Source organism: Klebsiella sp. H-Nf2 (assembly GCF_002806645.1).
Classification (GTDB): Bacteria; Pseudomonadota; Gammaproteobacteria; order Enterobacterales; family Enterobacteriaceae; genus Klebsiella; species Klebsiella variicola.
This window is the reverse complement of record NZ_PIBL01000003.1, coordinates 1-21,684: the sequence shown is the minus strand read 5'-3', so window position 1 is coordinate 21,684 and position 21,684 is coordinate 1. Positions and strand designations below refer to the sequence as shown.

General features: G+C 55.7%; 26 protein-coding genes. 19 read left to right on the top strand and 7 right to left on the bottom strand.

All coding sequences use genetic code 11. The features are described from left to right. The first annotated feature begins 206 nt into the window (after nucleotides 1-206). The 5 genes from ppiA to argD all read left to right on the top strand — a co-directional run bounded on the left by ppiA (nucleotide 207) and on the right by argD (nucleotide 3,549). The gene (ppiA, locus tag CWM58_RS10525; protein WP_002920238.1) at nucleotides 207-776 is read left to right on the top strand and encodes a peptidylprolyl isomerase A; all 570 of its coding nucleotides are present in this window, start codon (nucleotides 207-209) and stop codon (nucleotides 774-776) included. Between the two features lie 106 nt (nucleotides 777-882). Next, complete coding sequence (locus CWM58_RS10520) at nucleotides 883-1,050, top strand: YhfG family protein (protein ID WP_012540423.1); 168 nt, start codon at nucleotides 883-885, stop codon at nucleotides 1,048-1,050. Beyond that, nucleotides 1,040-1,642 carry a putative adenosine monophosphate-protein transferase Fic gene (locus CWM58_RS10515; RefSeq protein WP_008807028.1) on the top strand — a complete coding sequence of 201 codons (603 nt, stop codon included), beginning with the start codon at nucleotides 1,040-1,042 and terminating at the stop codon, nucleotides 1,640-1,642. Before CWM58_RS10520 ends, CWM58_RS10515 begins: the two co-directional genes overlap by 11 nt. Nucleotides 1,643-1,674: 32 nt before the next feature. After that, nucleotides 1,675-2,238 carry an aminodeoxychorismate synthase component 2 gene (gene pabA / locus CWM58_RS10510; protein WP_100680883.1) on the top strand — a complete coding sequence of 188 codons (564 nt, stop codon included), beginning with the start codon at nucleotides 1,675-1,677 and terminating at the stop codon, nucleotides 2,236-2,238. Between the two features lie 90 nt (nucleotides 2,239-2,328). Next, nucleotides 2,329-3,549 (top strand): bifunctional acetylornithine/succinyldiaminopimelate transaminase, encoded by a 1,221-nt coding sequence (gene argD / locus CWM58_RS10505; protein ID WP_100680882.1) that lies wholly within the window; start codon nucleotides 2,329-2,331, stop codon nucleotides 3,547-3,549. Here argD and CWM58_RS10500 read toward each other — a convergent pair. Together CWM58_RS10500 and crp are read right to left on the bottom strand one after the other, a co-directional pair. Then, the gene (locus CWM58_RS10500; protein ID WP_012540426.1) at nucleotides 3,539-5,617 is read right to left on the bottom strand and encodes a YccS/YhfK family putative transporter; all 2,079 of its coding nucleotides are present in this window, start codon (nucleotides 5,615-5,617) and stop codon (nucleotides 3,539-3,541) included. The genes argD and CWM58_RS10500 overlap by 11 nt on opposite strands. Nucleotides 5,618-5,668: 51 nt before the next feature. Beyond that, nucleotides 5,669-6,301 (bottom strand): cAMP-activated global transcriptional regulator CRP, encoded by a 633-nt coding sequence (gene crp / locus CWM58_RS10495; protein WP_000242758.1) that lies wholly within the window; start codon nucleotides 6,299-6,301, stop codon nucleotides 5,669-5,671. Nucleotides 6,302-6,607: 306 nt separating this feature from the next. Between crp and CWM58_RS10485 the strand changes: the two genes are divergently transcribed. Further along, the gene (locus tag CWM58_RS10485) at nucleotides 6,608-7,012 is read left to right on the top strand and encodes an OsmC family protein (protein WP_004202200.1); all 405 of its coding nucleotides are present in this window, start codon (nucleotides 6,608-6,610) and stop codon (nucleotides 7,010-7,012) included. Nucleotides 7,013-7,067: 55 nt separating this feature from the next. Here the strand turns inward: CWM58_RS10485 and CWM58_RS10480 are convergent, their stop codons facing one another. The 4 genes from CWM58_RS10480 to CWM58_RS10460 form a co-directional block, all read right to left on the bottom strand. Beyond that, nucleotides 7,068-7,937: a phosphoribulokinase gene (locus CWM58_RS10480; RefSeq protein WP_100680881.1), complete on the bottom strand. Its 870-nt coding sequence runs from the start codon at nucleotides 7,935-7,937 to the stop codon at nucleotides 7,068-7,070. A gap of 36 nt (nucleotides 7,938-7,973) precedes the next feature. Further along, nucleotides 7,974-8,192: a YheU family protein gene (locus CWM58_RS10475; RefSeq protein WP_061153124.1), complete on the bottom strand. Its 219-nt coding sequence runs from the start codon at nucleotides 8,190-8,192 to the stop codon at nucleotides 7,974-7,976. Continuing rightward, the gene (locus tag CWM58_RS10470; RefSeq protein ID WP_162493231.1) at nucleotides 8,189-9,187 is read right to left on the bottom strand and encodes a hydrolase; all 999 of its coding nucleotides are present in this window, start codon (nucleotides 9,185-9,187) and stop codon (nucleotides 8,189-8,191) included. Before CWM58_RS10470 ends, CWM58_RS10475 begins: the two co-directional genes overlap by 4 nt. A 225-nt stretch (nucleotides 9,188-9,412) precedes the next feature. Next, on the bottom strand, nucleotides 9,413-11,317 hold the full coding sequence (locus tag CWM58_RS10460) for an ABC transporter ATP-binding protein (RefSeq protein ID WP_074387075.1): 1,905 nt from the start codon (nucleotides 11,315-11,317) through the stop codon (nucleotides 9,413-9,415). A 173-nt stretch (nucleotides 11,318-11,490) separates the two neighbouring features. Between CWM58_RS10460 and kefG the strand changes: the two genes are divergently transcribed. The 4 genes from kefG to slyD all read left to right on the top strand — a co-directional run bounded on the left by kefG (nucleotide 11,491) and on the right by slyD (nucleotide 14,742). Then, nucleotides 11,491-12,054, top strand: coding sequence for a glutathione-regulated potassium-efflux system ancillary protein KefG (gene kefG / locus CWM58_RS10450; protein ID WP_100680880.1), 564 nt, complete (start codon nucleotides 11,491-11,493; stop codon nucleotides 12,052-12,054). After that, nucleotides 12,041-13,846 carry a glutathione-regulated potassium-efflux system protein KefB gene (gene kefB, locus CWM58_RS10445; protein WP_074387077.1) on the top strand — a complete coding sequence of 602 codons (1,806 nt, stop codon included), beginning with the start codon at nucleotides 12,041-12,043 and terminating at the stop codon, nucleotides 13,844-13,846. The genes kefG and kefB overlap by 14 nt, the downstream gene beginning before the upstream one ends. A gap of 11 nt (nucleotides 13,847-13,857) precedes the next feature. Next, nucleotides 13,858-14,058 carry a YheV family putative zinc ribbon protein gene (locus CWM58_RS10440; RefSeq protein WP_002920143.1) on the top strand — a complete coding sequence of 67 codons (201 nt, stop codon included), beginning with the start codon at nucleotides 13,858-13,860 and terminating at the stop codon, nucleotides 14,056-14,058. Between the two features lie 93 nt (nucleotides 14,059-14,151). After that, nucleotides 14,152-14,742, top strand: a complete 591-nt coding sequence (slyD, locus tag CWM58_RS10435) for a peptidylprolyl isomerase (RefSeq protein WP_008807039.1) — start codon at nucleotides 14,152-14,154, stop codon at nucleotides 14,740-14,742. Nucleotides 14,743-14,800: 58 nt separating this feature from the next. On the opposite strand, the gene CWM58_RS10430 is transcribed toward slyD, so the two are convergent. Next, complete coding sequence (locus tag CWM58_RS10430; RefSeq protein ID WP_002920136.1) at nucleotides 14,801-15,019, bottom strand: protein SlyX; 219 nt, start codon at nucleotides 15,017-15,019, stop codon at nucleotides 14,801-14,803. 222 nt (nucleotides 15,020-15,241) lie between these two features. On the opposite strand from CWM58_RS10430, the gene fkpA reads away from it, so the two are divergent. The 9 genes from fkpA to CWM58_RS10380 all read left to right on the top strand — a co-directional run. Continuing rightward, on the top strand, nucleotides 15,242-16,072 hold the full coding sequence (fkpA, locus tag CWM58_RS10425) for an FKBP-type peptidyl-prolyl cis-trans isomerase (protein ID WP_008807040.1): 831 nt from the start codon (nucleotides 15,242-15,244) through the stop codon (nucleotides 16,070-16,072). A 168-nt stretch (nucleotides 16,073-16,240) separates the two neighbouring features. Further along, on the top strand, nucleotides 16,241-16,963 hold the full coding sequence (locus tag CWM58_RS10415) for a transcriptional regulator (RefSeq protein WP_002920130.1): 723 nt from the start codon (nucleotides 16,241-16,243) through the stop codon (nucleotides 16,961-16,963). Next, nucleotides 16,963-17,349, top strand: coding sequence for a sulfurtransferase complex subunit TusD (gene tusD, locus CWM58_RS10410; protein ID WP_074387078.1), 387 nt, complete (start codon nucleotides 16,963-16,965; stop codon nucleotides 17,347-17,349). The genes CWM58_RS10415 and tusD overlap by 1 nt, the downstream gene beginning before the upstream one ends. Then, a complete protein-coding gene (gene tusC, locus CWM58_RS10405) occupies nucleotides 17,349-17,708 on the top strand; it encodes a sulfurtransferase complex subunit TusC (protein WP_100680879.1) in 360 nt (119 codons plus the stop codon). The genes tusD and tusC overlap by 1 nt, the downstream gene beginning before the upstream one ends. Nucleotides 17,709-17,715: 7 nt before the next feature. After that, nucleotides 17,716-18,003, top strand: coding sequence for a sulfurtransferase complex subunit TusB (tusB, locus tag CWM58_RS10400; protein ID WP_061153131.1), 288 nt, complete (start codon nucleotides 17,716-17,718; stop codon nucleotides 18,001-18,003). A 124-nt stretch (nucleotides 18,004-18,127) separates the two neighbouring features. Continuing rightward, a complete protein-coding gene (rpsL, locus tag CWM58_RS10395; protein ID WP_002920115.1) occupies nucleotides 18,128-18,502 on the top strand; it encodes a 30S ribosomal protein S12 in 375 nt (124 codons plus the stop codon). A gap of 96 nt (nucleotides 18,503-18,598) precedes the next feature. Continuing rightward, nucleotides 18,599-19,069 (top strand): 30S ribosomal protein S7, encoded by a 471-nt coding sequence (gene rpsG / locus CWM58_RS10390; protein ID WP_008807044.1) that lies wholly within the window; start codon nucleotides 18,599-18,601, stop codon nucleotides 19,067-19,069. Between the two features lie 96 nt (nucleotides 19,070-19,165). After that, nucleotides 19,166-21,280 carry an elongation factor G gene (fusA, locus tag CWM58_RS10385; RefSeq protein ID WP_061153132.1) on the top strand — a complete coding sequence of 705 codons (2,115 nt, stop codon included), beginning with the start codon at nucleotides 19,166-19,168 and terminating at the stop codon, nucleotides 21,278-21,280. 67 nt (nucleotides 21,281-21,347) lie between these two features. Continuing rightward, nucleotides 21,348-21,684: GTP-binding protein (locus CWM58_RS10380; protein WP_000031698.1), on the top strand; the 337-nt coding region annotated here is incomplete at its 3' end.

Here is a 21,684-nt window from a genome sequence, read left to right as displayed (position 1 = left end):
GATGTAATCAAATGTTTATTGTGAAAGTGGTTATCTTTTGCATAGGTTAATGTGACTTTCATCACACTTTATCCGTCGTACAGGATAACGTTTGCGCGGTTACAATTATTACAGCTAAGTAAAATTTGGTAAAAGGCTGGCCCAGGATGCAAAGGCTCTTTAGAATCAAGGCACTCGCTTTTATTCTGCTCCGTTAAGGAATTTCCATGCTCAAATCAACACTGGCGGCGATGGCTGCCGTTTTCGCCATTTCAGCGTTCTCCCCGGCCATGGCGGCAAAGGGCGATCCGCATGTGCTGCTGACCACCTCGGCAGGGAACATTGAGCTTGAGTTAAACAGTCAGAAAGCCCCGATTTCCGTGGATAACTTCCTGAAGTACGTCAACAGCGGCTTCTACAACAACACCACCTTCCACCGCGTGATCCCGGGTTTCATGGTGCAGGGCGGCGGCTTTAACGAGCAGATGCAGCAGAAACAGCCTAACCCGCCGATTAAGAATGAAGCAGACAACGGTCTGCGCAACACCCGCGGTACCATCGCGATGGCGCGTACCGCCGACCAGGATAGCGCCACCAGCCAGTTCTTCATCAACGTGGCGGATAACGCCTTCCTTGACCATGGTCAGCGCGACTTTGGCTATGCGGTGTTTGGCAAGGTAGTGAAAGGTATGGACGTCGCGGATAAGATCTCCCAGGTCCAGACCCATAACGTCGGCCCATACCAGAATGTGCCGACCAAACCGGTCGTTATCCTCTCTGCGAAAGTGCTGCCCTAATCCTTCCACGGCGCGGTGTGCTATCGCCGCGCCCGGTTGCCTCCCGGCATAACCTGAAATTGCTGCTTATACTTGTGGCACACAGGGGACGATAAGGGGGGCGACGATGCGTCCACTCACCGAAAAGCAAAAATCCCGACTCTGGGAACAGACACGCAATACCAATTTTCAGGCCAGTCGTCGCCTTGAAGGCGTGACGGTGCCGCTGGTTACGTTGACTGCCGAAGAGGCGCTGGCGCGTCTGGCGACGCTGCGGAGGGAGTATGAGCGATAAATTCGGCGATGAACGCGATCCTTACCTCTACCCGGCGCTGAATGTCCTGCGCAACCGCCTCGGCATCCGGCAGGCTAAAAATCTGCAACAGGCCGCCTTTGAGATGACGGCGTTGCGGGCGGCAACCTTGCCGCTGGGGCCGCGGGTGCGCGGCTTACCCTATCTGTGCGCGATTCATCATCAGCTGTATCAGGATCTGTTTGACTGGGCCGGCCGGTTACGTGAAGTGAACCTCTACCTGGGCGATACGCCGTTCTGCCACTTTGCCCGGATCGAGGAGGAGGGGAACGCCCTGATGCAGGCCCTTGAGCAGGAGGATTATCTCAATGGCCTGCCGCGCGAGACCTTTATTGAACGCCTGAGCTGGTTCTATGGCGAAATTAATGTGCTGCACCCTTTTCGTCTTGGCAATGGCCTGACCCAGCGCATTTTCTTTGAACAGCTGGCAATACATGCCGGCTACCTGCTTGACTGGCGTGACGTCGACCCTGCCGGCTGGAGCGCGGCCTGCCAGCAGAGCGCGATGGGCGATCCGGCTCCGCTGGTGGCGATCTTTCGCAAAGTGGTAAGCGAAGCGCGGGAATCTGAGTAGAATAGCCCGGTTTTGATTGTTCCGGAGCCGCTATGATCCTGCTTATCGATAACTATGACTCTTTCACCTGGAATCTGTATCAGTACTTCTGCGAACTGGGTGCGGAAGTACTGGTCAGGCGCAATGATGCGTTGACGCTGGAGGAGATAGCGGTGCTGGCGCCGGAGAAAATCGTGATCTCGCCAGGCCCCTGCACGCCGAATGAGGCGGGGATTTCCCTCGCGGTTATCCGCCACTATGCGGGGAAAACGCCGCTACTGGGCGTCTGTCTCGGGCACCAGGCGATAGCCCAGGCGTTTGGCGCGACCATCGTACGGGCGGCACAGGTGATGCATGGTAAAACCTCGCTTATCGAGCATAACGGCGAAGGGGTGTTTCAGGGGCTGAATAATCCCCTGACGGTGACCCGTTATCACTCGCTGGTGATTGATCCGCCGACGCTCCCGCCCGAGTTTATCGTCACCGCCCGCAGCGCCAGCGCTGAGATTATGGGGATCCGCCACCGCGACTGGGATCTTGAGGGCGTGCAGTTTCATCCGGAAAGCATCCTCAGCGAGCAGGGCCATCAATTGCTGGAAAACTTTCTGAAGCGGTGATTTTCAGTTGCCATTGACTGATTTTTTATGCATATTTTGTGATTATATTTTCATGATTACATCTGCATAACGAAGAGGGATGGGCAAGACATGGCAATTGAACAACCGGCAATCACCCGCGCCACATTCGATGAAGTTATTTTGCCGATTTATGCACCAGCAGAATTCATCCCGGTGAAAGGGAAAGGCAGCCGCGTCTGGGATCAGCAGGGCAAAGAGTATGTTGATTTTGCCGGCGGTATCGCGGTGACGGCGCTCGGCCATTGCCACCCGGCGCTGGTGGCGGCGCTCCACGAGCAGGGCGAAACGCTGTGGCACACCAGCAACGTCTTTACCAATGAGCCAGCGCTGCGTCTGGGACGTAAACTTGTCGAGGCCACCTTCGCCGAGCGCGTGGTGTTTATGAACTCCGGTACGGAAGCCAATGAAACGGCCTTTAAGCTGGCGCGTCACTATGCGGTGACCCGCCATAGCCCGTATAAAACCAAAATCATTGCCTTCCATAATGCCTTCCATGGCCGCTCCCTGTTTACCGTTTCCGTCGGTGGGCAGCCGAAGTACTCCGATGGTTTCGGCCCGAAACCGGCGGATATTGTCCATGTTCCCTTCAACGACCTGCAGGCGGTAAAAGCGGTGATGGATGACCACACTTGCGCAGTGGTGGTGGAGCCGATTCAGGGCGAAGGCGGCGTGACGGCAGCGACGCCGGCCTTCCTGCAGGGGCTGCGTGAGCTGTGCGATCAGCACCAGGCGCTGTTAGTCTTTGATGAAGTGCAGTGCGGTATGGGGCGTACCGGATCGCTGTTCGCCTATATGCATTACGGTGTGACGCCGGATATTCTGACCAGCGCCAAAGCGCTCGGCGGCGGCTTCCCGGTCAGCGCCATGCTGACCACCCATGAGATCGCCAGCGCCTTCCATGCGGGTTCCCATGGCTCAACCTACGGCGGCAACCCGCTGGCCTGCGCGGTCGCCAACGCCGCCTTCGACCTGATCAATACCCCGGCGGTGCTGGATGGCGTGAGCGCGAAGCGCGAACTGTTCGTCAAACACCTGCAGCAGTTGGATGCTGAATTTGATCTGTTCAGTGATATTCGCGGGATGGGCCTGCTGATTGGCGCCGAACTCAAGCCGCAGCACAAGGGCCGCGCGCGTGATTTCCTCTATGCCGCTGCGCAAGCCGGCGTCATGGTGCTCAACGCCGGGCCGGACGTGATGCGTTTTGTTCCCTCGCTGATCATCGACGAGCAGGATATTGCTGAGGGGATGGCGCGTTTTGCCCAGGCAGTGGCAAAGGTGATTAACGGCTGATTTTCCGCAGCCAGATGCCATGATGTGGCCGCTGACGCCATGCTACTGACGATATGGTATGCATGGTGTTCAGATGGCCCAGAATGCGTTGCAGGTGCTGCTCCAGGGTACTTAACGGACCGTTCGGCACCTCTGTTTCCGGCGACTCCAGAATATTGGCATCCCCTGCGCTGCCGGGACCATCGCTGTCCAGCCGCTGCTGGCAGCGTTGCAAGGCAATCTCACAAGATTCGAGATAGCGCTGGGCAAGATCCGGGGTGAGCATCGTATGCTCCCGGGCCAGGGTGGTCATAGCGTTGATGTGTTCGACGATAAACTGACTGTGCGTCACCCACAGCTTCATATCTTCCAGGTAGTGGGTATTAAAACCGGGCTCCTGCATCGCCTGATTCAGGGAGTTGTAGAGCGCGTTATGCGCCTGGTTGACGCGCATGCGTTGGTAGGCCAGCGCGGGGGCTTTTGGATCGGCGCTGAGGATCAGGCGAATCGCCTGCTGGTCGGCCTCCAGCGCATCGTGGGCGTTTTTTTTCAGCAGGCCGCTCTGCCACTGCGGCCACAGCCAGACCATCCCGCCGAAGGCGATCAGGCAGCCGATAAGCGTGTCGATAAGCCGGGCGACAATAAACTGTTCGCCGTTGAGCGTCAGCAGTTGCAGGGTATACACCGCCGTCACCGTAAAGCCTACCATCGCCCAGCCATAGTGTTTACGGATGATCAGATAGCTGAGCAGGGTAATCAGCAGCATCCCGCTCAGGGTATAGCTCTCCGGAACGTGAAAGTGCAAGGTTAGCCCGGCGATGACCAGGCCGGCGAGCGTTCCCGCCGCCCGGTGAACAATTCGCACCCGCGTGGCGCCATAGCCATTTTGCGTGACGAAGAGCACCGTCATCAGGATCCAGTAGGGCTTCGGCAAATGCAGGGCGTTGCCCATCAGGCTGGCGACGCTCAGCATCACGCTGATGCGCGCGGCATTGCGCAGTGCGGGTGATTTCAGCGACAGATAGTTCTTTAGCGCGGGAAACAGCGGTAAACGACGCTCTTTGTCGGCCATCAGATCCCGGGCATACAGGGGGCGCTGGGTATGCAGCACCCGGGCGATACGGCTAAAGTGCCAGGCGCAGAACTGACCGACCGGGTTGTCCGGATGCTGGCGGGCGATCTTTTCCAGAGCCTCAATCTGTTTATCCATCTGAAAGCGCTGCGGAAAGCGATGATAGAGAATATCATCCGCCAGCACGCGCAGGCGGGCAGCGACGGTTTGCGCATTCCAGCGGATCACCGCTTCGGCATGGCTGCGTTCCACCAGCTTTTGCACCTCTTCTGGCTGATGCAGGCTAACCGAAATATGTTCCTGTAGATCCAGCCCAACCTGGAACGCCCGCAGCAGACGCTTGTGATCGTTGCGTTGGTTGGCTGCCAGCATATGCATCTGCTGATAGCACTGGGTAATCAGGTCGACTACCTTCTGCTGGCGGGTGAGCAGCGGCGGCAGGGCGGTCGACGGATCGGTATGCTGGGTCAACAGACTGTATTTGGCTTCACAATAGTCAGCCAGTTCCCGGTAAAGCAGGCTGAGCGACTCCCGCAGCGGCTGTTCGCGCCACAGCCAGAACCAGAGCCAGTTAAACACGCCGTACCACAGCGTACCGAAAGCGTAGATCAGCAGTGGCTCCCAGATGGGCATATTGCCTGCCAGGCTCAGGGTAAAGATAGCGGCGATCAGCGACGCGGGCAGCAGGCGCGCGTGCAGCGAACTGATCTCCGCGGTGACGCCGAGCAATAGCGCCAGACCGCTGAGAATAAGCGGCAAAGGAATGGCCTGGGCGAGCAGCAACTGCACCACCAGACTGCATCCGGCAAACAGACAGCCGCCGATAATCAGGCGTTTGAAAAAGCGCTTATGCGGGGTATCAAGACCGGCAATGTTGCAGCAGGCGGGCACTAAGGAAAACAACAGCCCCTGCTGGAGATGGCCGAGCAGAAGACCGATGGCCACAGGCAGACACAGCACCAGCGTTTGCCGCAGTGCATAGTTGACTTCCGGGTGGTAAATCAGCCTGCGCCACATGAGGGAAAAACAAAAACGGCGTACTGCAGGAGCAATACGCCGCTTAGCAACTTAACGGGTGCCGTAGACGACGATAGTTTTACCGTGTGCGGAAATCAGGTTCTGATCTTCCAGCATTTTCAAAATACGGCCAACCGTTTCACGAGAGCAGCCGACGATCTGACCAATTTCCTGACGGGTAATTTTAATTTGCATACCGTCCGGGTGGGTCATGGCATCGGGTTGCTTCGCCAGGTTCAGCAGCGTCTGGGCGATACGGCCCGTCACGTCGAGGAAGGCGAGGTTGCCCACTTTCTCAGACGTGACCTGCAGACGGCGAGCCATTTGCGAAGAGAGGCGCATCAGAATGTCCGGGTTAACCTGGATCAACTGACGGAATTTCTTATAAGAGATTTCGGCCACTTCACATGCGGTTTTCGCCCGTACCCAGGCGCTACGCTCCTGACCCTCTTCAAACAGGCCTAATTCACCGATGAAATCGCCCTGGTTGAGGTAGGAGAGGATCATCTCTTTACCTTCTTCATCCTTGATGAGTACAGCCACGGAGCCTTTAACGATGTAGTACAGCGTTTCTGCTTTTTCACCCTGGTGGATCAGCGTGCTCTTTGATGGGTACTTATGAATGTGGCAATGAGACAAGAACCATTCAAGGGTAGGGTCTGTTTGCGGTTTGCCAAGCACCATGCGCGGTTATCCTCTGTTATAAGCTATCTCCGGGCGCCGACACTACACGGCGTCCGGGCATGCAATCGTATTGTTTCCCTATACCTGGGAAGCTGGCTGATGATTTTTCGACAGCCCGTAATGTGAACTCCTCTGCATACATGCAGTACATCAATGTAATACTGTAGCATCCAGACTGTTTTAGCATAGCTTTCGCCGCATGTCTCCTGGTGTCTCGCTTCAGCATGACGCAGGTCGCCTTCCGTTGCGAGAATTGTTATGTGCGCGTAATCTGACAGGAAAATTGCGATACTGGAGTTAAATTTTATGCAAGCGCGTGTGAAATGGGTTGAAGGGTTAACCTTTATCGGGGAGTCCGCGTCAGGACACCAGATTCTGATGGATGGCAACTCCGGGGATAAGGCACCCAGCCCGATGGAGATGGTGCTGATGGCGGCGGGCGGTTGCAGTGCGATCGATGTCGTCTCCATTCTGCAAAAAGGTCGCCATGAGGTGACCAACTGTGAAGTGAAGCTGACGTCTGAGCGCCGCGAAGAGGCGCCGCGTCTGTTTACGCATATTAATCTGCACTTTATCGTCACCGGTAAGGCGCTGAAAGATGCCGCGGTCTCCCGTGCGGTGGATCTGTCGGCAGAGAAATACTGCTCGGTGGCGCTGATGCTGGAAAAAGCGGTGAAGATCACCCACTCCTATGAAGTGATCGAGGCGTAGTCTTCACCTGCCATAGTGAAGCATCTCAACCCCGGCCTGGCCGGGGTTTTTTCTGTTAGCCGATCTTGCGGCCTTCCATCAGGCGCTCGACCAGCGGCGCCATGATAAGCTCCATCGCCAGCCCCATTTTACCGCCCGGCACCACCAGCGTGTTCATGTGCGAGATAAACGACCCCTGCAGCATCGCCAGCAGCCAGGGGAAGTCGATATTCTGCAGGTTACGGAAATGGATCACCACAAAGCTCTCGTCCAGCGAGGGAATAGTTTTCGCGGCAAACGGGTTGGAAGTGTCTACCGTCGGCACGCGCTGAAAGTTGATATGGGTGCGGGAAAATTGCGGGGTAATGAAGTTGATGTAGTCTTCCATTGAGCGAACGACCGAGTCCATCACTGCTTCACGTGAATGGCCGCGCTCGCTGGTGTCGCGAACGAGCTTCTGGATCCACTCGAGGTTAACGATAGGCACTACGCCGACCAGCAGGTCGACATGGCTGGCGACATCATGATGTGGCGTGACAACCCCGCCGTGCAGCCCTTCATAGAACAGCACATCTGTCGGCTCCGGCAGCGGCTGCCAGGGGGTAAAGGTCCCTGGCACCTGATTCCACGGCACGGCTTCGTCATAGGTGTGAAGATATTTCCGCGACTGGCCTTTTCCGTGGCGACCATAGTCGACAAAGGTCTGCTCCAGCAGGCCAAAGTCGTTCGCCTCCGGGCCAAAGTAGCTGATATGTTTGCCCTGATCCCGCGCCTTGCGGATCGCCATGTCCATTTCCGGGCGGGTGTAGCGATGAAAGCTATCGCCTTCCACCTCCGCGGCGTGCAGGTTTAGCTGCGCGAAGATTTTGCGAAAGGCAAGGCTGGTGGTGGTAGTGCCCGCGCCGCTGGAGCCCGTGACGGCGATCACCGGATGTTTGGCAGACATAACAACTCCCTGGTTAAACGATGTAGTGGCGTCGCCTTAGCCGTTAAACAGGCCGCGCGGCATAATATTGACCGTCTCATGCAGTTCAGACCACACGAGGACCGCCTCTCCGCGTTTCAGCTGCTGTTTAACATCGGCGACTTTATCGGCAAGTGAACGTTCATGTTCACCATAATCGGTGCCTTCACGTAACACAAAGCTTTCAATCAGGTTATCCAGCGTTTCGGGATCCAGATCCTGCCAGGGAATAATCATACGGGGACCTCCAGCCAACGGTTTAACCAGTCCGGGATGCGTCGTTCCAGCCACATCTCCGGTTTACGCAGGGTGCCGCCGACGAAGCCAACGTGACCGCCTTGCTCGGTTAATTGATACTCAACGTTCGCGGGCAGTTGCTCCTGCGGTGGTATGGAGTGGTGATCCATAAATGGGTCGTCTTTCGCGTGAATGATGAGCGTCGGCTTAGTGATATCGCTGAGCCGCGGCATGGCGCTGCATTGCCGGTAATAATCCAGCGCATCGGCGAAGCCATGGATTTTGGCGGTGATCATATCGTCAAATTCCCGGATGCGGCGCATCCCTTTAAGCTGGCGTAAATCGACAGGCAGTGAGCCCGGATACGCTTTCAGCTTGCGTGAGGCATTGGCTTTTAACAGATTGAGCAGATAGCGCTGATAAACCCGCGAGAAGCCCTTATCCATATGATAGCTGCAGGCTTCGAGCATGAAAGGCGCGGAGACGATCACCGCCGCATCCAGCGGGCAGCGGTCGCCTTCTTCTGCCAGCAGGCAGCCCAGCATATTGCCGCCCAGTGAATAGCCGACGGCCGCGGTCGGCGCGGGGCCAAACTCGCGCTGTAGCCAGTGCAGAAACCAGGTGCCATCTTCTGTTTCGCCGGAGTGATAGATGCGGTTATTGCGGTTAGGTTCGCCGCTGCAGCCGCGGAAATGCATAACCACGCCCAGCCAGCCGCGCTGCATCGCCGCATGGATCAGACCATGGGCGTACGGGCTGTGCAGGCTTCCTTCCAGACCATGAAAGACGACGAGGCGCGGCTTATGGCGCGCCTGATGCGGGTCTTCGCTCCAGGCCAGATCGACAAAATCGCCGTCCGGCAGCTCAAGGCGCTGCCAGTGCGGGGTAAAGCGCAATTTACGGCGGATCAGCCGCGGCAGCATGGTTTGCAGATGACGATTGCCCACGCCGCGCATCGGATGGAACTCACGCGAATCGTTTTCGGGGGGCGTCATGTCTGTGGGGATGATTTCAACCATAGCACCAGAACAATTAATAAACGTGATGATGACTATACCGCGCAGGGCGCACAGGGGTTAGCCAATATGTGGTCTTGTGGCCAGTGACTCCAGGTTACAGCAAAAACAAATCATTGATGTCACTGATGGCAGGCCATGGAGAGGGCAGAAACCCACCCTGCCAGCGGCATCGTACGCGCAGGCAGGATGAGGAAGTCAATATTAGCCTTCCTGAAGCATCTGCTCCAGCTGCTCCTGGGCCTCCAGCCAGGCCATTTCGCACTCCTCCAGCCCGGACTTCGCACTGGCCTGCTGCTGCAGGCATTCGGTCAGCTCGGCTTTGCGTGAGGCGTCATAAAGCTCACTGTCGCCAAGTTTTTCTTCCGCACTGGCCAACTGCGCGTTGAGCTTGTCCATCTCTTTTTCCAGGCGGGCGATCTCTTTGCGCAGCGGTTGGGTCTGGCTGCGCAGTTCCGCTTCCCGACGCTTCTGGTCCTTGCGTGCCTGTGCGCTGTTGCCGCTCTCTTTTGGCGCCTCGCCGCTCTGGGATTCCTGTTTTTGCGAGTCGCTGAGCCACTGCTGATAATCTTCCAGATCGCCGTCGAACGGCTCAACTTTACCGTCATGGACGAGGTACAGATCGTCGGTGGTGGAGCGGATCAGGTGACGATCGTGCGACACGACAACCAGCGCTCCCTCAAAGTCAATCAGCGCTTCGGTTAAGGCCTGACGCATATCGAGGTCAAGGTGGTTGGTCGGTTCATCGAGCAGCAGCAGGTTAGGGCGCTGCCAGACGATCAGGGCCAGTACCAGGCGCGCTTTTTCTCCACCGGAGAAGCGGCGGGTCTCTTCGCTGACTTTATCGCCCTGGAAACCAAAGCCGCCCAGATAATCACGCAGCTTTTGTTCCAGCTCCTGCGGCGCCAGGCGCGCCAGGTGCTGTATCGGTGATTCATCGGCACGCAGGAACTCAAGCTGATGCTGGGCGAAGTAGCCGAGCTTGATACCTTTTGCGAGGCCGATCTCGCCGCTCACCGGCTGGAGTTCACCTGCCAGCAGCTTAATCAGCGTCGACTTCCCGGCGCCGTTGCGGCCCAGCAGGCCGATGCGCGAGCCCGGCACCAGATTGAGCTTGATGGAGTCGAGGATAATACGCTCGCCGTAACCGGCGCTGACTTTCTCCATTTTCAGTAACGGGTTAGGCAGACTCTCCGGCTGGCGGAAGCTGAAGTGGAACGGGTTATCCACGTGCGCCGGGGCGATAAGCTCCATCCGTTCGAGCATTTTGATACGGCTTTGCGCCTGCTTGGCCTTGGTGGCTTTGGCGCGGAAGCGATCGATATAGCTTTGCAGATGCGCAACGCGCTGCTGTTGGCTTTCGTACATCGCCTGCTGCTGAGAAAGTCGGGTAGCGCGCTGCACTTCGAACGAGCTGTAGTTACCCGTGTACTCAAACATCGTCTGCTGTTCGATATGGATAATTTTGTCGACGATAGGATCGAGAAAATCGCGATCGTGTGAGATCAGGATCAGCGTGCCCGTGTAACCCTTAAGCCATTTCTCGAGCCAGATGACGGCATCGAGGTCGAGGTGGTTAGTCGGTTCATCGAGCAGCAGCAGATCAGAACGGCAAATCAGCGCCTGGGCAAGGTTAAGGCGCATACGCCAGCCGCCGGAAAAATCGCTGACCGGCCGCTCCAGCTGTTCGTTGCTGAATCCCAGACCGTGCAGCAGGCTGGCAGCGCGCGAACGGATAGTCCAGGCGTCGATGGCGTCCAGCTTGCCGTGGACCGTGGCGATGGCATGGCCGTCGTTGCGCTCGTTAGCCTGCTGGAGTGCGGCTTCCAGCTGGCGGTATTCACGATCGCCATCAATAACATAATCGATAGCCGGCTGAGGAAGCGCCGGGGTTTCCTGATTCACCCATGCCAGCTGCCAGCTGCCTGGAAAGGTCATACTGCCGCCGTCAGCGCTTATCTCGTTTTTCAAAAGCGATAGCAGCGTCGATTTCCCGCAGCCGTTTTTCCCCACCAGTCCGACCTTCTGACCTGGGTTGATGGTAGCGGTGGCGTTGTCCAGCAGGACGCGTACGCCGCGACGAATTTGTAACGAGGAGAAAACAATCATAAGGCGCCGTATGTTCAGACTATGTTAATTTGTCATTATGATAATGTAGTGTGGAAGCGAATCGCTTCACCGGGCCGCCATGGTAGCCCAAAACGAAGACGATACACAAAGTCATTCTGGCGGTGTTAAAACGCCGGGGCTGCGCAGGCCGCCAGAAGACCTACGGGAGGGGAATGATGTCTCAGACAGCGAAAGTGTTGCTGCTGTATGCCCACCCAGAATCTCATGATTCCGTGGCCAACCGGGTTTTATTAGAGCCGGCCTTACAGTTGCCGAACGTCACCGTGCACGATCTTTACGCGCACTATCCGGATTTTTTTATCGATATCGCTCATGAACAGGACCTGCTGCGCCAGCATGAGGTGATTGTTTTCCAGCATCCTTTATATACCTGGAGCTGTCCGGCGCTGCTCAAGGAGTGGCTGGATCGTGTGTTAAGCCGCGGCTTCGCCAGCGGTGCCGGGGGGAACGAACTGGCGGGAAAGTACTGGCGTAGTGTGATCACCACCGGCGAACCTGAGAGCGCCTACCGTCGCGATGCCAATCGCTATCCGATGAACGATATTTTACGTCCTTTTGAACTGACCGCCGGCATGTGCCGTATGCACTGGATGAGTCCTATTATTGTCTACTGGGCCCGGCGGCAACAGCCAGAGGAGTTGCGTAGCCGCGCCCGGGCCTACCGGGACTGGCTGGCTAACCCCATCGCCGCCGGAGGTATACATGGCGGGATCTGATTTGCTGCTGGCGGGCGTTCTGTTTTTGTTCGCCGCCGTTATTGCCGTCCCTCTGGCCTCAAGACTGGGTATTGGCGCGGTGCTGGGCTATCTGCTGGCCGGGATTGCGATTGGTCCGTGGGGACTTGGGTTTATCAGCGATGTGGATGAGATTCTCCATTTCTCTGAGCTCGGCGTAGTGTTTCTGATGTTTATCATCGGCCTGGAGCTTAATCCGGCCAAGTTATGGCGGCTGCGGAGCTCCATCTTCGGCGTTGGCGCGGCGCAGGTGATGCTCAGCGCGGCGATCCTCGGCGGTCTGCTGATGACGACCGGGTTTTCATGGCAGGCGGCGGTGGTCGGCGGGATCGGCCTGGCGATGTCTTCCACCGCCATGGCGCTGCAGCTGATGCGTGAGAAGGGAATGAGCCGCAGTGAGTCGGGGCAATTAGGCTTTTCGGTGCTGCTGTTTCAGGATCTGGCGGTGATCCCGGCGCTGGCGCTGGTTCCCCTGCTGGCCGGTTCCGCGGATGAGCATGTTAACTGGCTGACGGTCGGTATGAAGGTCCTGGCCTTTGCCGGGATGCTGATTGGCGGACGCTATCTGCTGCGGCCGGTGTTCCGTTTCATCGCCAGCTCAGGGGTCAGGGAAGTGTTTACTGCCGCCACGCTACTGCTGGTCCTTGGGTCGGCGCTGTTTATGGAGGCGCTGGGGTTGTCGATGGCGCTTGGTACCTTTATCGCCGGCGTGCTGCTGGCGGAAAGCGAGTATCGCCACGAACTGGAAATCGCTATCGATCCGTTCAAGGGGCTGCTGCTTGGGCTGTTCTTTATCTCCGTCGGCATGGCGCTGAACCTTGGCGTGCTGTATACCCATCTGCTGTGGGTGGCGGTGAGCGTGGCGGTGCTGGTGGCGGTAAAAATGCTGGTGCTCTATCTCCTGGCCCGCCTCTATGGCCTGCGAAGTTCAGAGCGGATGCAGTTTGCGGGCGTATTAAGCCAGGGCGGTGAGTTCGCGTTTGTCCTCTTTTCGCTGCCCGCCTCTCAGCGGTTGTTCCAGCATGACCAGATGGCGCTGCTGCTGGTGGCCGTGACGTTGTCGATGATGACGACGCCGCTGCTGATGAAGGGGATAGATAAGCTATTGTCGCGACGGCTGAATCCAGCGGACGATACCGATGAGGCGCCGTGGGTGGAGGATGACAAGCCGCAGGTAATTATTGTCGGGTTTGGTCGCTTTGGTCAGGTCATCGGCCGCCTGCTGATGGCCAATAAGATGCGTATTACGGTGCTGGAGCGGGACATCAGCGCGGTGAATCTGATGCGCAACTATGGCTATAAAGTCTATTTTGGCGACGCTACCCAGCTGGAGCTGCTGCGCTCGGCAGGTGCGGAAGAGGCGCAGTCGATCGTCATCACCTGTAATGAGCCGGAAGACACCATGCGGCTGGTGGAAATGTGTCAACAACACTTTCCACATCTGCATATTCTGGCCCGCGCACGTGGTCGCGTTGAGGCGCATGAGCTGCTGCAGGCCGGCGTGACGCAGTTTTCTCGTGAAACCTTCTCCAGTGCGCTGGAGCTGGGGCGGAAAGCGCTTATCACCCTGGGCATGCATCCTCACCAGGCGCAGCGCGCGCAGCTGCACTTCCGACGGCTCGATATGCGAATGCTGCGTGAGTTAATGCCGGTGCATACTGATACGGTACAGATATCTCGCGTGCGGGAAGCCCGACGCGAACTGGAAGAGATTTTTCAGCGTGAAATGCAGAAAGAAAGCCGGCAGCTGGACGGCTGGGACGAGTTTGAATAAAGGTAAATCATATGGCAGTACGTAAACGTTTTATTGCCGGGGCGAAATGTCCGGCGTGCCAGGCGCAGGATTCGCTGGCGATGTGGCGTGAGAATAATGTCGATGTCGTTGAATGCGTTAAGTGCGGTCACCAAATGCGTGAGGCGGATAAAGAGGCCCGCGAGCATGTACGCAAAGAGGAGCAGGTGATTGGCATTTTTCATCCCGACTAGCGTTATCCGTCGGCTTTTTTTAAGCTAGAGGGTACACGGCAGCAGAATTCCGCTACAATCTGCGCCACTATTCTTCCCATCTCAGGAGATATCATGAAAGTAGCAAAAGACCTGGTGGTCAGCCTGGCCTATCAGGTACGTACAGAAGACGGTGTGTTGGTTGATGAGTCTCCGGTAAGCGCGCCGCTGGATTACCTGCACGGTCACGGCTCCCTGATTTCCGGCCTGGAAAACGCGCTGGATGGCCACGAAGTGGGCGACAAATTTGACGTAGCTGTCGGCGCTAACGACGCTTACGGCCAGTATGACGAAAACCTGGTGCAGCGTGTACCGAAAGACGTCTTTATGGGCGTTGATGAACTGCAGGTTGGCATGCGCTTCCTGGCGGAAACCGATCAGGGTCCAGTACCGGTAGAAATCACTGAAGTTGAAGACGACCACGTTGTGGTTGATGGCAACCACATGCTGGCTGGCCAGAACCTGAAGTTCAATGTGGAAGTTGTCGCTATTCGTGAAGCAACGGCTGAAGAGCTGGAGCATGGTCACGTGCATGGCGCTCATGGCCACGATCACGATCATGACCACGGTCATGACGGTTGCTGCGGCGGCCACGGCCACGATCATGGTCACGACCATGAACACGGCAAAGGTGGTTGCGGTAACGGCGGTTGCGGTTGCCACTAATGGCGTCGCGTTCGCGCGGATAGCCAAAAAAAGCGGGGAAACCCGCTTTTTTTACGTCTCAATAATGTGGCGGCGGCGTCTCTTCTGCCTGAGAGGCGATATGGGACGGTTGAGTCGCCTTCAGTTTCTCGATCATCAGACGCATATGCTCCCGCATCTTCGCCATCTCTATCTCGTGGGCGGTCACGGTTTTATTGAGGTCTTCGATGGTGATTTCCTGAAACGCCAGCCGGCTTTCCAGCTCTGCAAGGCGCGTTTCTAATGTGCTATCGTGCATGGGTAACCTCTTTAGTCTGATCCTGCGAGCGGATTCTACTTAAGTTTCTCTTTTCGCGCAGCATCGCTGCGTCTGACAGGAAACTTATTCATACAAAAATAGTCCTAAAAGAGGCGATATTCAGGAACGTCCGTATGTAGATTTTAACGGCAACGTTCTATAGTACGTTTTTTGCTTTTTACGATAACCCTGGGGTGAGAGGCCCCGGCCCTGGAGAAATGGATGAAATCACTGTTTAAAGTAACGCTGCTGGCGACCACAATGGCCGTCGCCCTGAACGCACCGCTGACCTTTGCTGCAGATACGGCGGCGAAGGCAGCCCCAGCGGCTGAGAGTAAATCGGCATTTAAAAATGACGATCAGAAATCCGCCTATGCGCTGGGCGCGTCCCTGGGGCGTTACATGGAAAACTCCCTGAAAGAACAAGAAAAGCTGGGCATTAAGCTGGACAAAGCCCAGCTGATCGCCGGCGTACAGGACGCGTTTGCCGACAAGAGCAAGCTGTCCGACCAGGAGATCGAACAGACTCTGCAGGCCTTTGAAACGCGCGTGAAGACCGCGGCTCAGCAGAAAATGGAAAAAGACGCAACTGAGAACGAAGCCAAAGGCAAAACCTTCCGCGATAGCTTTGCTAAAGAGAAGGGCGTGAAAACCTCGAAAACTGGCCTGCTGTATAAAGTCGAGAAAGAAGGCACTGGTGATGCGCCGAAAGACAGCGACACTGTGGTCGTTAACTACAAAGGCACCCTGATCGATGGTAAAGAGTTTGATAACTCTTATACCCGCGGTGAGCCGCTCTCTTTCCGCCTGGACGGCGTGATCCCGGGCTGGACGGAAGGCCTGAAAAACATCAAGAAAGGCGGTAAAATCAAGCTGGTCATTCCACCGGATCTGGCGTACGGCAAAACCGGCGTTCCGGGGATCCCGGCCAACTCTACGCTGGTCTTTGACGTAGAACTGCTGGATATCAAACCGGCGCCGAAGGCGGATGCACAGCCGGAAGCCGCTGGCGAAGCGAAAGCCGCAGACGCGAACGCTGACGCTAAGAAGTAATCGAGTTCAGGCCGCCGTCTCGTCAGAGGCGGCGGCTTTTTTATTGAGCGCAGATATAATTAAAACTGGAAAGATCCTCAGGCGCTGTATTACTTTAGATAGCTTAATAATGATGATGAGCCTGCCCTGACAATAACGACAGGCTCCTGAAAAGGAGTGCTTTTTTTCATGTCCAGGTCGCTTTTAACCAACGAAACCAGCGAGCTTGACCTGCTGGATCAACGTCCCTTTGACCAGACCGATTTCGATATTCTTAAATCTTATGAAGCGGTGGTGGACGGGTTGGCGATGCTCATCGGTTCGCACTGTGAAATCGTGCTGCATTCTTTGCAGGATCTTAAATGCTCTGCCATTCGTATCGCCAATGGTGAACATACCGGCCGCCAAATCGGTTCACCGATTACCGATCTTGCGCTGCGCATGCTGCACGATATGACTGGCGCCGATAGCAGCGTTTCCAAATGCTACTTCACCCGCGCCAAAAGTGGCGTACTGATGAAGTCGGTGACGATTGCCATTCGCAACCGCGATCATCGGGTGATTGGTCTGCTATGCATCAACATGAATCTGGATGTGCCGTTTTCCCAGATCATGAGCACCTTTATTCCGCCAGAAACGCCCGAGGTTAACTCGCCGGTGAACTTTGCTTCCTCGGTTGACGATCTGGTCGCTCAGACGCTGGAGTTCACCATTGAAGAGGTGAATGCCGATCGCAGCGTGTCTAATAATGCGAAAAACCGTCAAATCGTGCTGAATCTCTACGAAAAAGGGATCTTCGATATCAAAGATGCCATTAACCAGGTGGCCGATCGTCTGAACATCTCCAAGCACACCGTCTACCTCTATATCCGCCAGTTCAAGAGCGGCGATTTCCAGGGGCTGGATAAGTAATGCGTTTTGCCATTACGGTGACTGGCCCTGCCTATGGGACGCAGCAGGCAAGCAGCGCCTGGCAGTTTGCCCAGGCCGTTTTGCAGGAAGGTCATGAACTGGCATGTGTTTTTTTCTATCGCGAAGGCGTACTCAACGCTAATCAGCTGACGGCGCCCGCCAGCGATGAGTTCGATCTGGTGCGCGCATGGCAGTCACTGCACGATGAACAAGGTGTGGCATTGCACATCTGCGTGGCGGCTGCCTTACGTCGAGGCGTAACGGACGAACGTGAAGCGCAACAGCTCGCGCTAGCCAGCCACAATTTGCAGCCGGGTTTCACGCTTAGCGGGCTCGGTGCGCTGGCGGAAGCCGCGCTCACTTGCGATCGGATGGTACAGTTCTGATGAAACGTGTGGCTTTTGTTTTTTCCTCCGCGCCGCACGGCAGCACCGCCGGCAGGGAAGGCCTCGATGCCTTACTCGCCACCTCCGCGCTTACCGACGAGATTGGCGTATTTTTTGTCGGCGACGGCGTTTTTCAACTGCTGCCCGATCAGCGGCCTGGTGTAGTGCTGGCTCGCGACTACATTGCCACCTTTAAACTGCTGTCACTGTATGATATCGATCAGTGCTGGCTGTGTGCCGATTCCGCACGGGAGCGCGGTCTGGACCCCACTACCGCGTGGGTGGTGGATGTCGAATGCCTGGCGTCGGATGCCCTGCGCGCCCGTCTGCATGAATTTGATGTGATTTTGCGTTTCTGAGGCCCCCATGCTCCATACGCTCAGTGTTTCTCCCTGGCATGCCGATATCGCAGCAATACTTCGCCTGATGGATCACGGTGACGATCTGTTACTGCTGTCTGATGGCGTCACGGCGGCCATCGCCGGTGGCCGTTTCCTTGAGATCCTGCAATCCGCCCCCATAACCCTTTATGTGCTGCAAGACGACGTTGACGCCCGCGGGCTGGCTGGTCAAATTGCGGACAGTGTCGGTAGGGTTAGCTATACTGATTTCGTCAGACTCACGGTAAAACATGCCGGTCAGCTGGCCTGGTGATGGCGGGATCGTTGTATATTTCTTGACACCTTTTCGGCACCGCCCTAAAATTCTGCGTCCTCATATTATATGAGGCGATTTATTACGTGTTTACGAAGCAAAAGCTAAAACCAGGAGCTATTTAATGGCAACAATTAACCAGCTGGTACGCAAACCACGCGCACGCAAAGTTGCAAAGAGCAACGTGCCTGCGCTGGAAGCCTGCCCGCAGAAACGTGGCGTATGTACTCGCGTATATACCACCACTCCTAAGAAACCGAACTCCGCACTGCGTAAAGTTTGCCGTGTGCGTCTGACTAACGGTTTCGAAGTCACCTCCTACATCGGTGGTGAAGGTCACAACCTGCAGGAGCACTCCGTGATCCTGATCCGTGGCGGTCGTGTTAAAGACCTTCCGGGTGTTCGTTACCACACCGTTCGTGGTGCGCTTGACTGCTCCGGCGTTAAAGACCGTAAGCAGGCTCGCTCCAAGTACGGCGTGAAGCGTCCTAAGGCTTAATGGTTCTCCGTTAAGTAAGGCCAAACTGATTTACCTTAATGTCATACTAAACTCTTAGAGTTTTGGACAATCCTGAATTAACAACGGAGTATTTCCATGCCACGTCGTCGCGTCATTGGTCAGCGTAAAATTCTGCCGGATCCGAAGTTCGGATCAGAACTGCTGGCTAAATTTGTCAATATCCTGATGGTAGATGGTAAAAAATCTACTGCAGAAGCAATCGTATACAGCGCGCTGGAGACCCTGGCTCAGCGCTCTGGTAAAAATGAACTGGAAGCTTTCGAAGTCGCTCTCGACAACGTGCGCCCGACTGTAGAAGTTAAGTCTCGCCGCGTTGGTGGTTCTACTTATCAGGTTCCAGTTGAAGTTCGTCCGGTTCGTCGTAATGCTCTGGCAATGCGTTGGATCGTTGAAGCTGCTCGTAAACGCGGTGATAAATCCATGGCTCTGCGCCTGGCGAACGAACTCACTGATGCTGCAGACAACAAAGGTACTGCAGTTAAGAAACGTGAAGACGTTCACCGTATGGCCGAAGCCAACAAGGCGTTCGCACACTACCGTTGGTAATCCCTTCGGAGTCATAGTCACCAGGCGGGAGCTTCAGATGAGTCGCCCGCTCTGGATAACTTAACTGAACGCCTAAAGAAATAAACGAGGAATCAAATGGCTCGTACAACACCCATCGCACGCTACCGTAACATCGGTATCAGTGCGCACATCGACGCCGGTAAAACCACTACTACCGAACGTATTCTGTTCTACACCGGTGTAAACCACAAAATCGGTGAAGTTCATGACGGCGCCGCTACCATGGACTGGATGGAGCAGGAGCAGGAACGTGGTATCACCATCACTTCCGCTGCGACTACTGCATTCTGGTCTGGTATGGCTAAGCAGTATGAACCGCACCGTGTAAACATCATCGACACCCCGGGGCACGTTGACTTCACTATCGAAGTAGAACGTTCCATGCGTGTTCTTGATGGTGCGGTAATGGTTTACTGCGCAGTTGGTGGTGTTCAGCCGCAGTCTGAAACCGTATGGCGTCAGGCAAACAAATATAAAGTTCCGCGCATTGCGTTCGTTAACAAAATGGACCGCATGGGTGCGAACTTCCTGAAAGTTGTTGGTCAGATCAAATCCCGTCTGGGCGCGAACCCGGTTCCGCTGCAGCTGGCGATTGGTGCTGAAGAAGGTTTCACCGGTGTTGTTGACCTGGTGAAAATGAAAGCCATCAACTGGAACGATGCCGACCAGGGCGTTACCTTCGAATACGAAGATATCCCGGCTGAAATGCAGGACCTGGCTGACGAATGGCACCAGAACCTGATCGAGTCCGCTGCGGAAGCTTCCGAAGAGCTGATGGAAAAATACCTGGGTGGTGAAGAACTGACTGAAGAAGAGATCAAAAAAGCTCTGCGTCAGCGCGTTCTGAACAACGAAATCATCCTGGTAACCTGCGGTTCTGCGTTCAAGAACAAAGGTGTTCAGGCGATGCTGGATGCGGTAATTGATTACCTGCCATCCCCGGTCGATGTTCCGGCAATCAACGGTATTCTGGACGACGGTAAAGATACTCCGGCTGAGCGTCACGCAAGCGACGAAGAGCCGTTCTCTGCACTGGCGTTTAAAATCGCTACCGACCCGTTCGTGGGTAACCTGACCTTCTTCCGTGTGTACTCCGGTGTGGTTAACTCTGGTGATACCGTACTGAACTCCGTGAAAACTGCACGTGAGCGTTTCGGTCGTATCGTTCAGATGCACGCTAACAAACGTGAAGAGATCAAAGAAGTTCGCGCGGGCGATATCGCTGCTGCTATCGGTCTGAAAGACGTGACCACCGGTGACACTCTGTGTGACCCGGACGCGCCGATCATTCTGGAGCGTATGGAATTCCCTGAGCCGGTAATCTCCATCGCCGTTGAGCCGAAAACCAAAGCTGACCAGGAAAAAATGGGTCTGGCTCTGGGTCGTCTGGCTAAAGAAGACCCGTCATTCCGTGTATGGACTGACGAAGAGTCTAACCAGACCATCATCGCTGGTATGGGTGAGCTGCACCTCGACATCATCGTTGACCGTATGAAGCGTGAATTCAACGTTGAAGCGAACGTTGGTAAACCTCAGGTTGCTTACCGCGAAGCGATTCGCCAGAAAGTTACCGATGTTGAAGGTAAACACGCCAAACAGTCTGGTGGTCGTGGTCAGTACGGTCACGTTGTGATCGACATGTACCCGCTGGAGCCGGGCTCTAACCCGAAAGGTTACGAGTTCGTCAACGACATCAAAGGTGGTGTAATCCCTGGCGAATACATCCCGGCCGTTGATAAAGGCATCCAGGAACAGCTGAAAGCTGGCCCGCTGGCAGGTTACCCGGTAGTTGATATGGGTGTCCGTCTGCACTTCGGTTCTTACCACGACGTTGACTCCTCTGAGCTGGCGTTTAAACTGGCTGCGTCTATTGCCTTTAAAGAAGGCTTTAAGAAAGCAAAACCAGTTCTGCTTGAGCCGATCATGAAGGTTGAAGTAGAAACTCCGGAAGAGAACACGGGTGATGTTATCGGTGACTTGAGCCGTCGTCGCGGTATGCTGCGCGGTCAGGAATCCGAAGTAACCGGCGTTAAGATCCACGCTGAAGTTCCGCTGTCCGAAATGTTCGGTTATGCAACTCAGCTGCGTTCTCTGACCAAAGGTCGTGCATCATACACCATGGAATTCCTGAAGTATGATGATGCGCCGAACAACGTTGCTCAGGCCGTTATTGAAGCCCGTGGTAAATAATCCACTGGATTAAACTAAGTCCCGTGCTCTCTCCGAAGGGGAGAGCACTATAGTAAGGAATATAGCCGTGTCTAAAGAAAAATTTGAACGTACAAAACCGCACGTCAACGTTGGTACTATCGGCCACGTCGACCATGGTAAAACTACCCTGACCGCTGCAATCACTACCGTACTGGCTAAAACCTACGGCGGTGCTGCTCGTGCATTCGACCAGATCGATAACGCACCGGAAGAAAAAGCTCGTGGTATCACCATCAACACTTCCCACGTTGAATATGACACCCCGACTCGCCACTACGCGCACGTAGACTGCCCGGGCCACGCCGACTATGTTAAAAACATGATCACCGGTGCTGCGCAGATGGACGGCGCGATCCTGGTTGTTGCTGCGACTGACGGCCCGA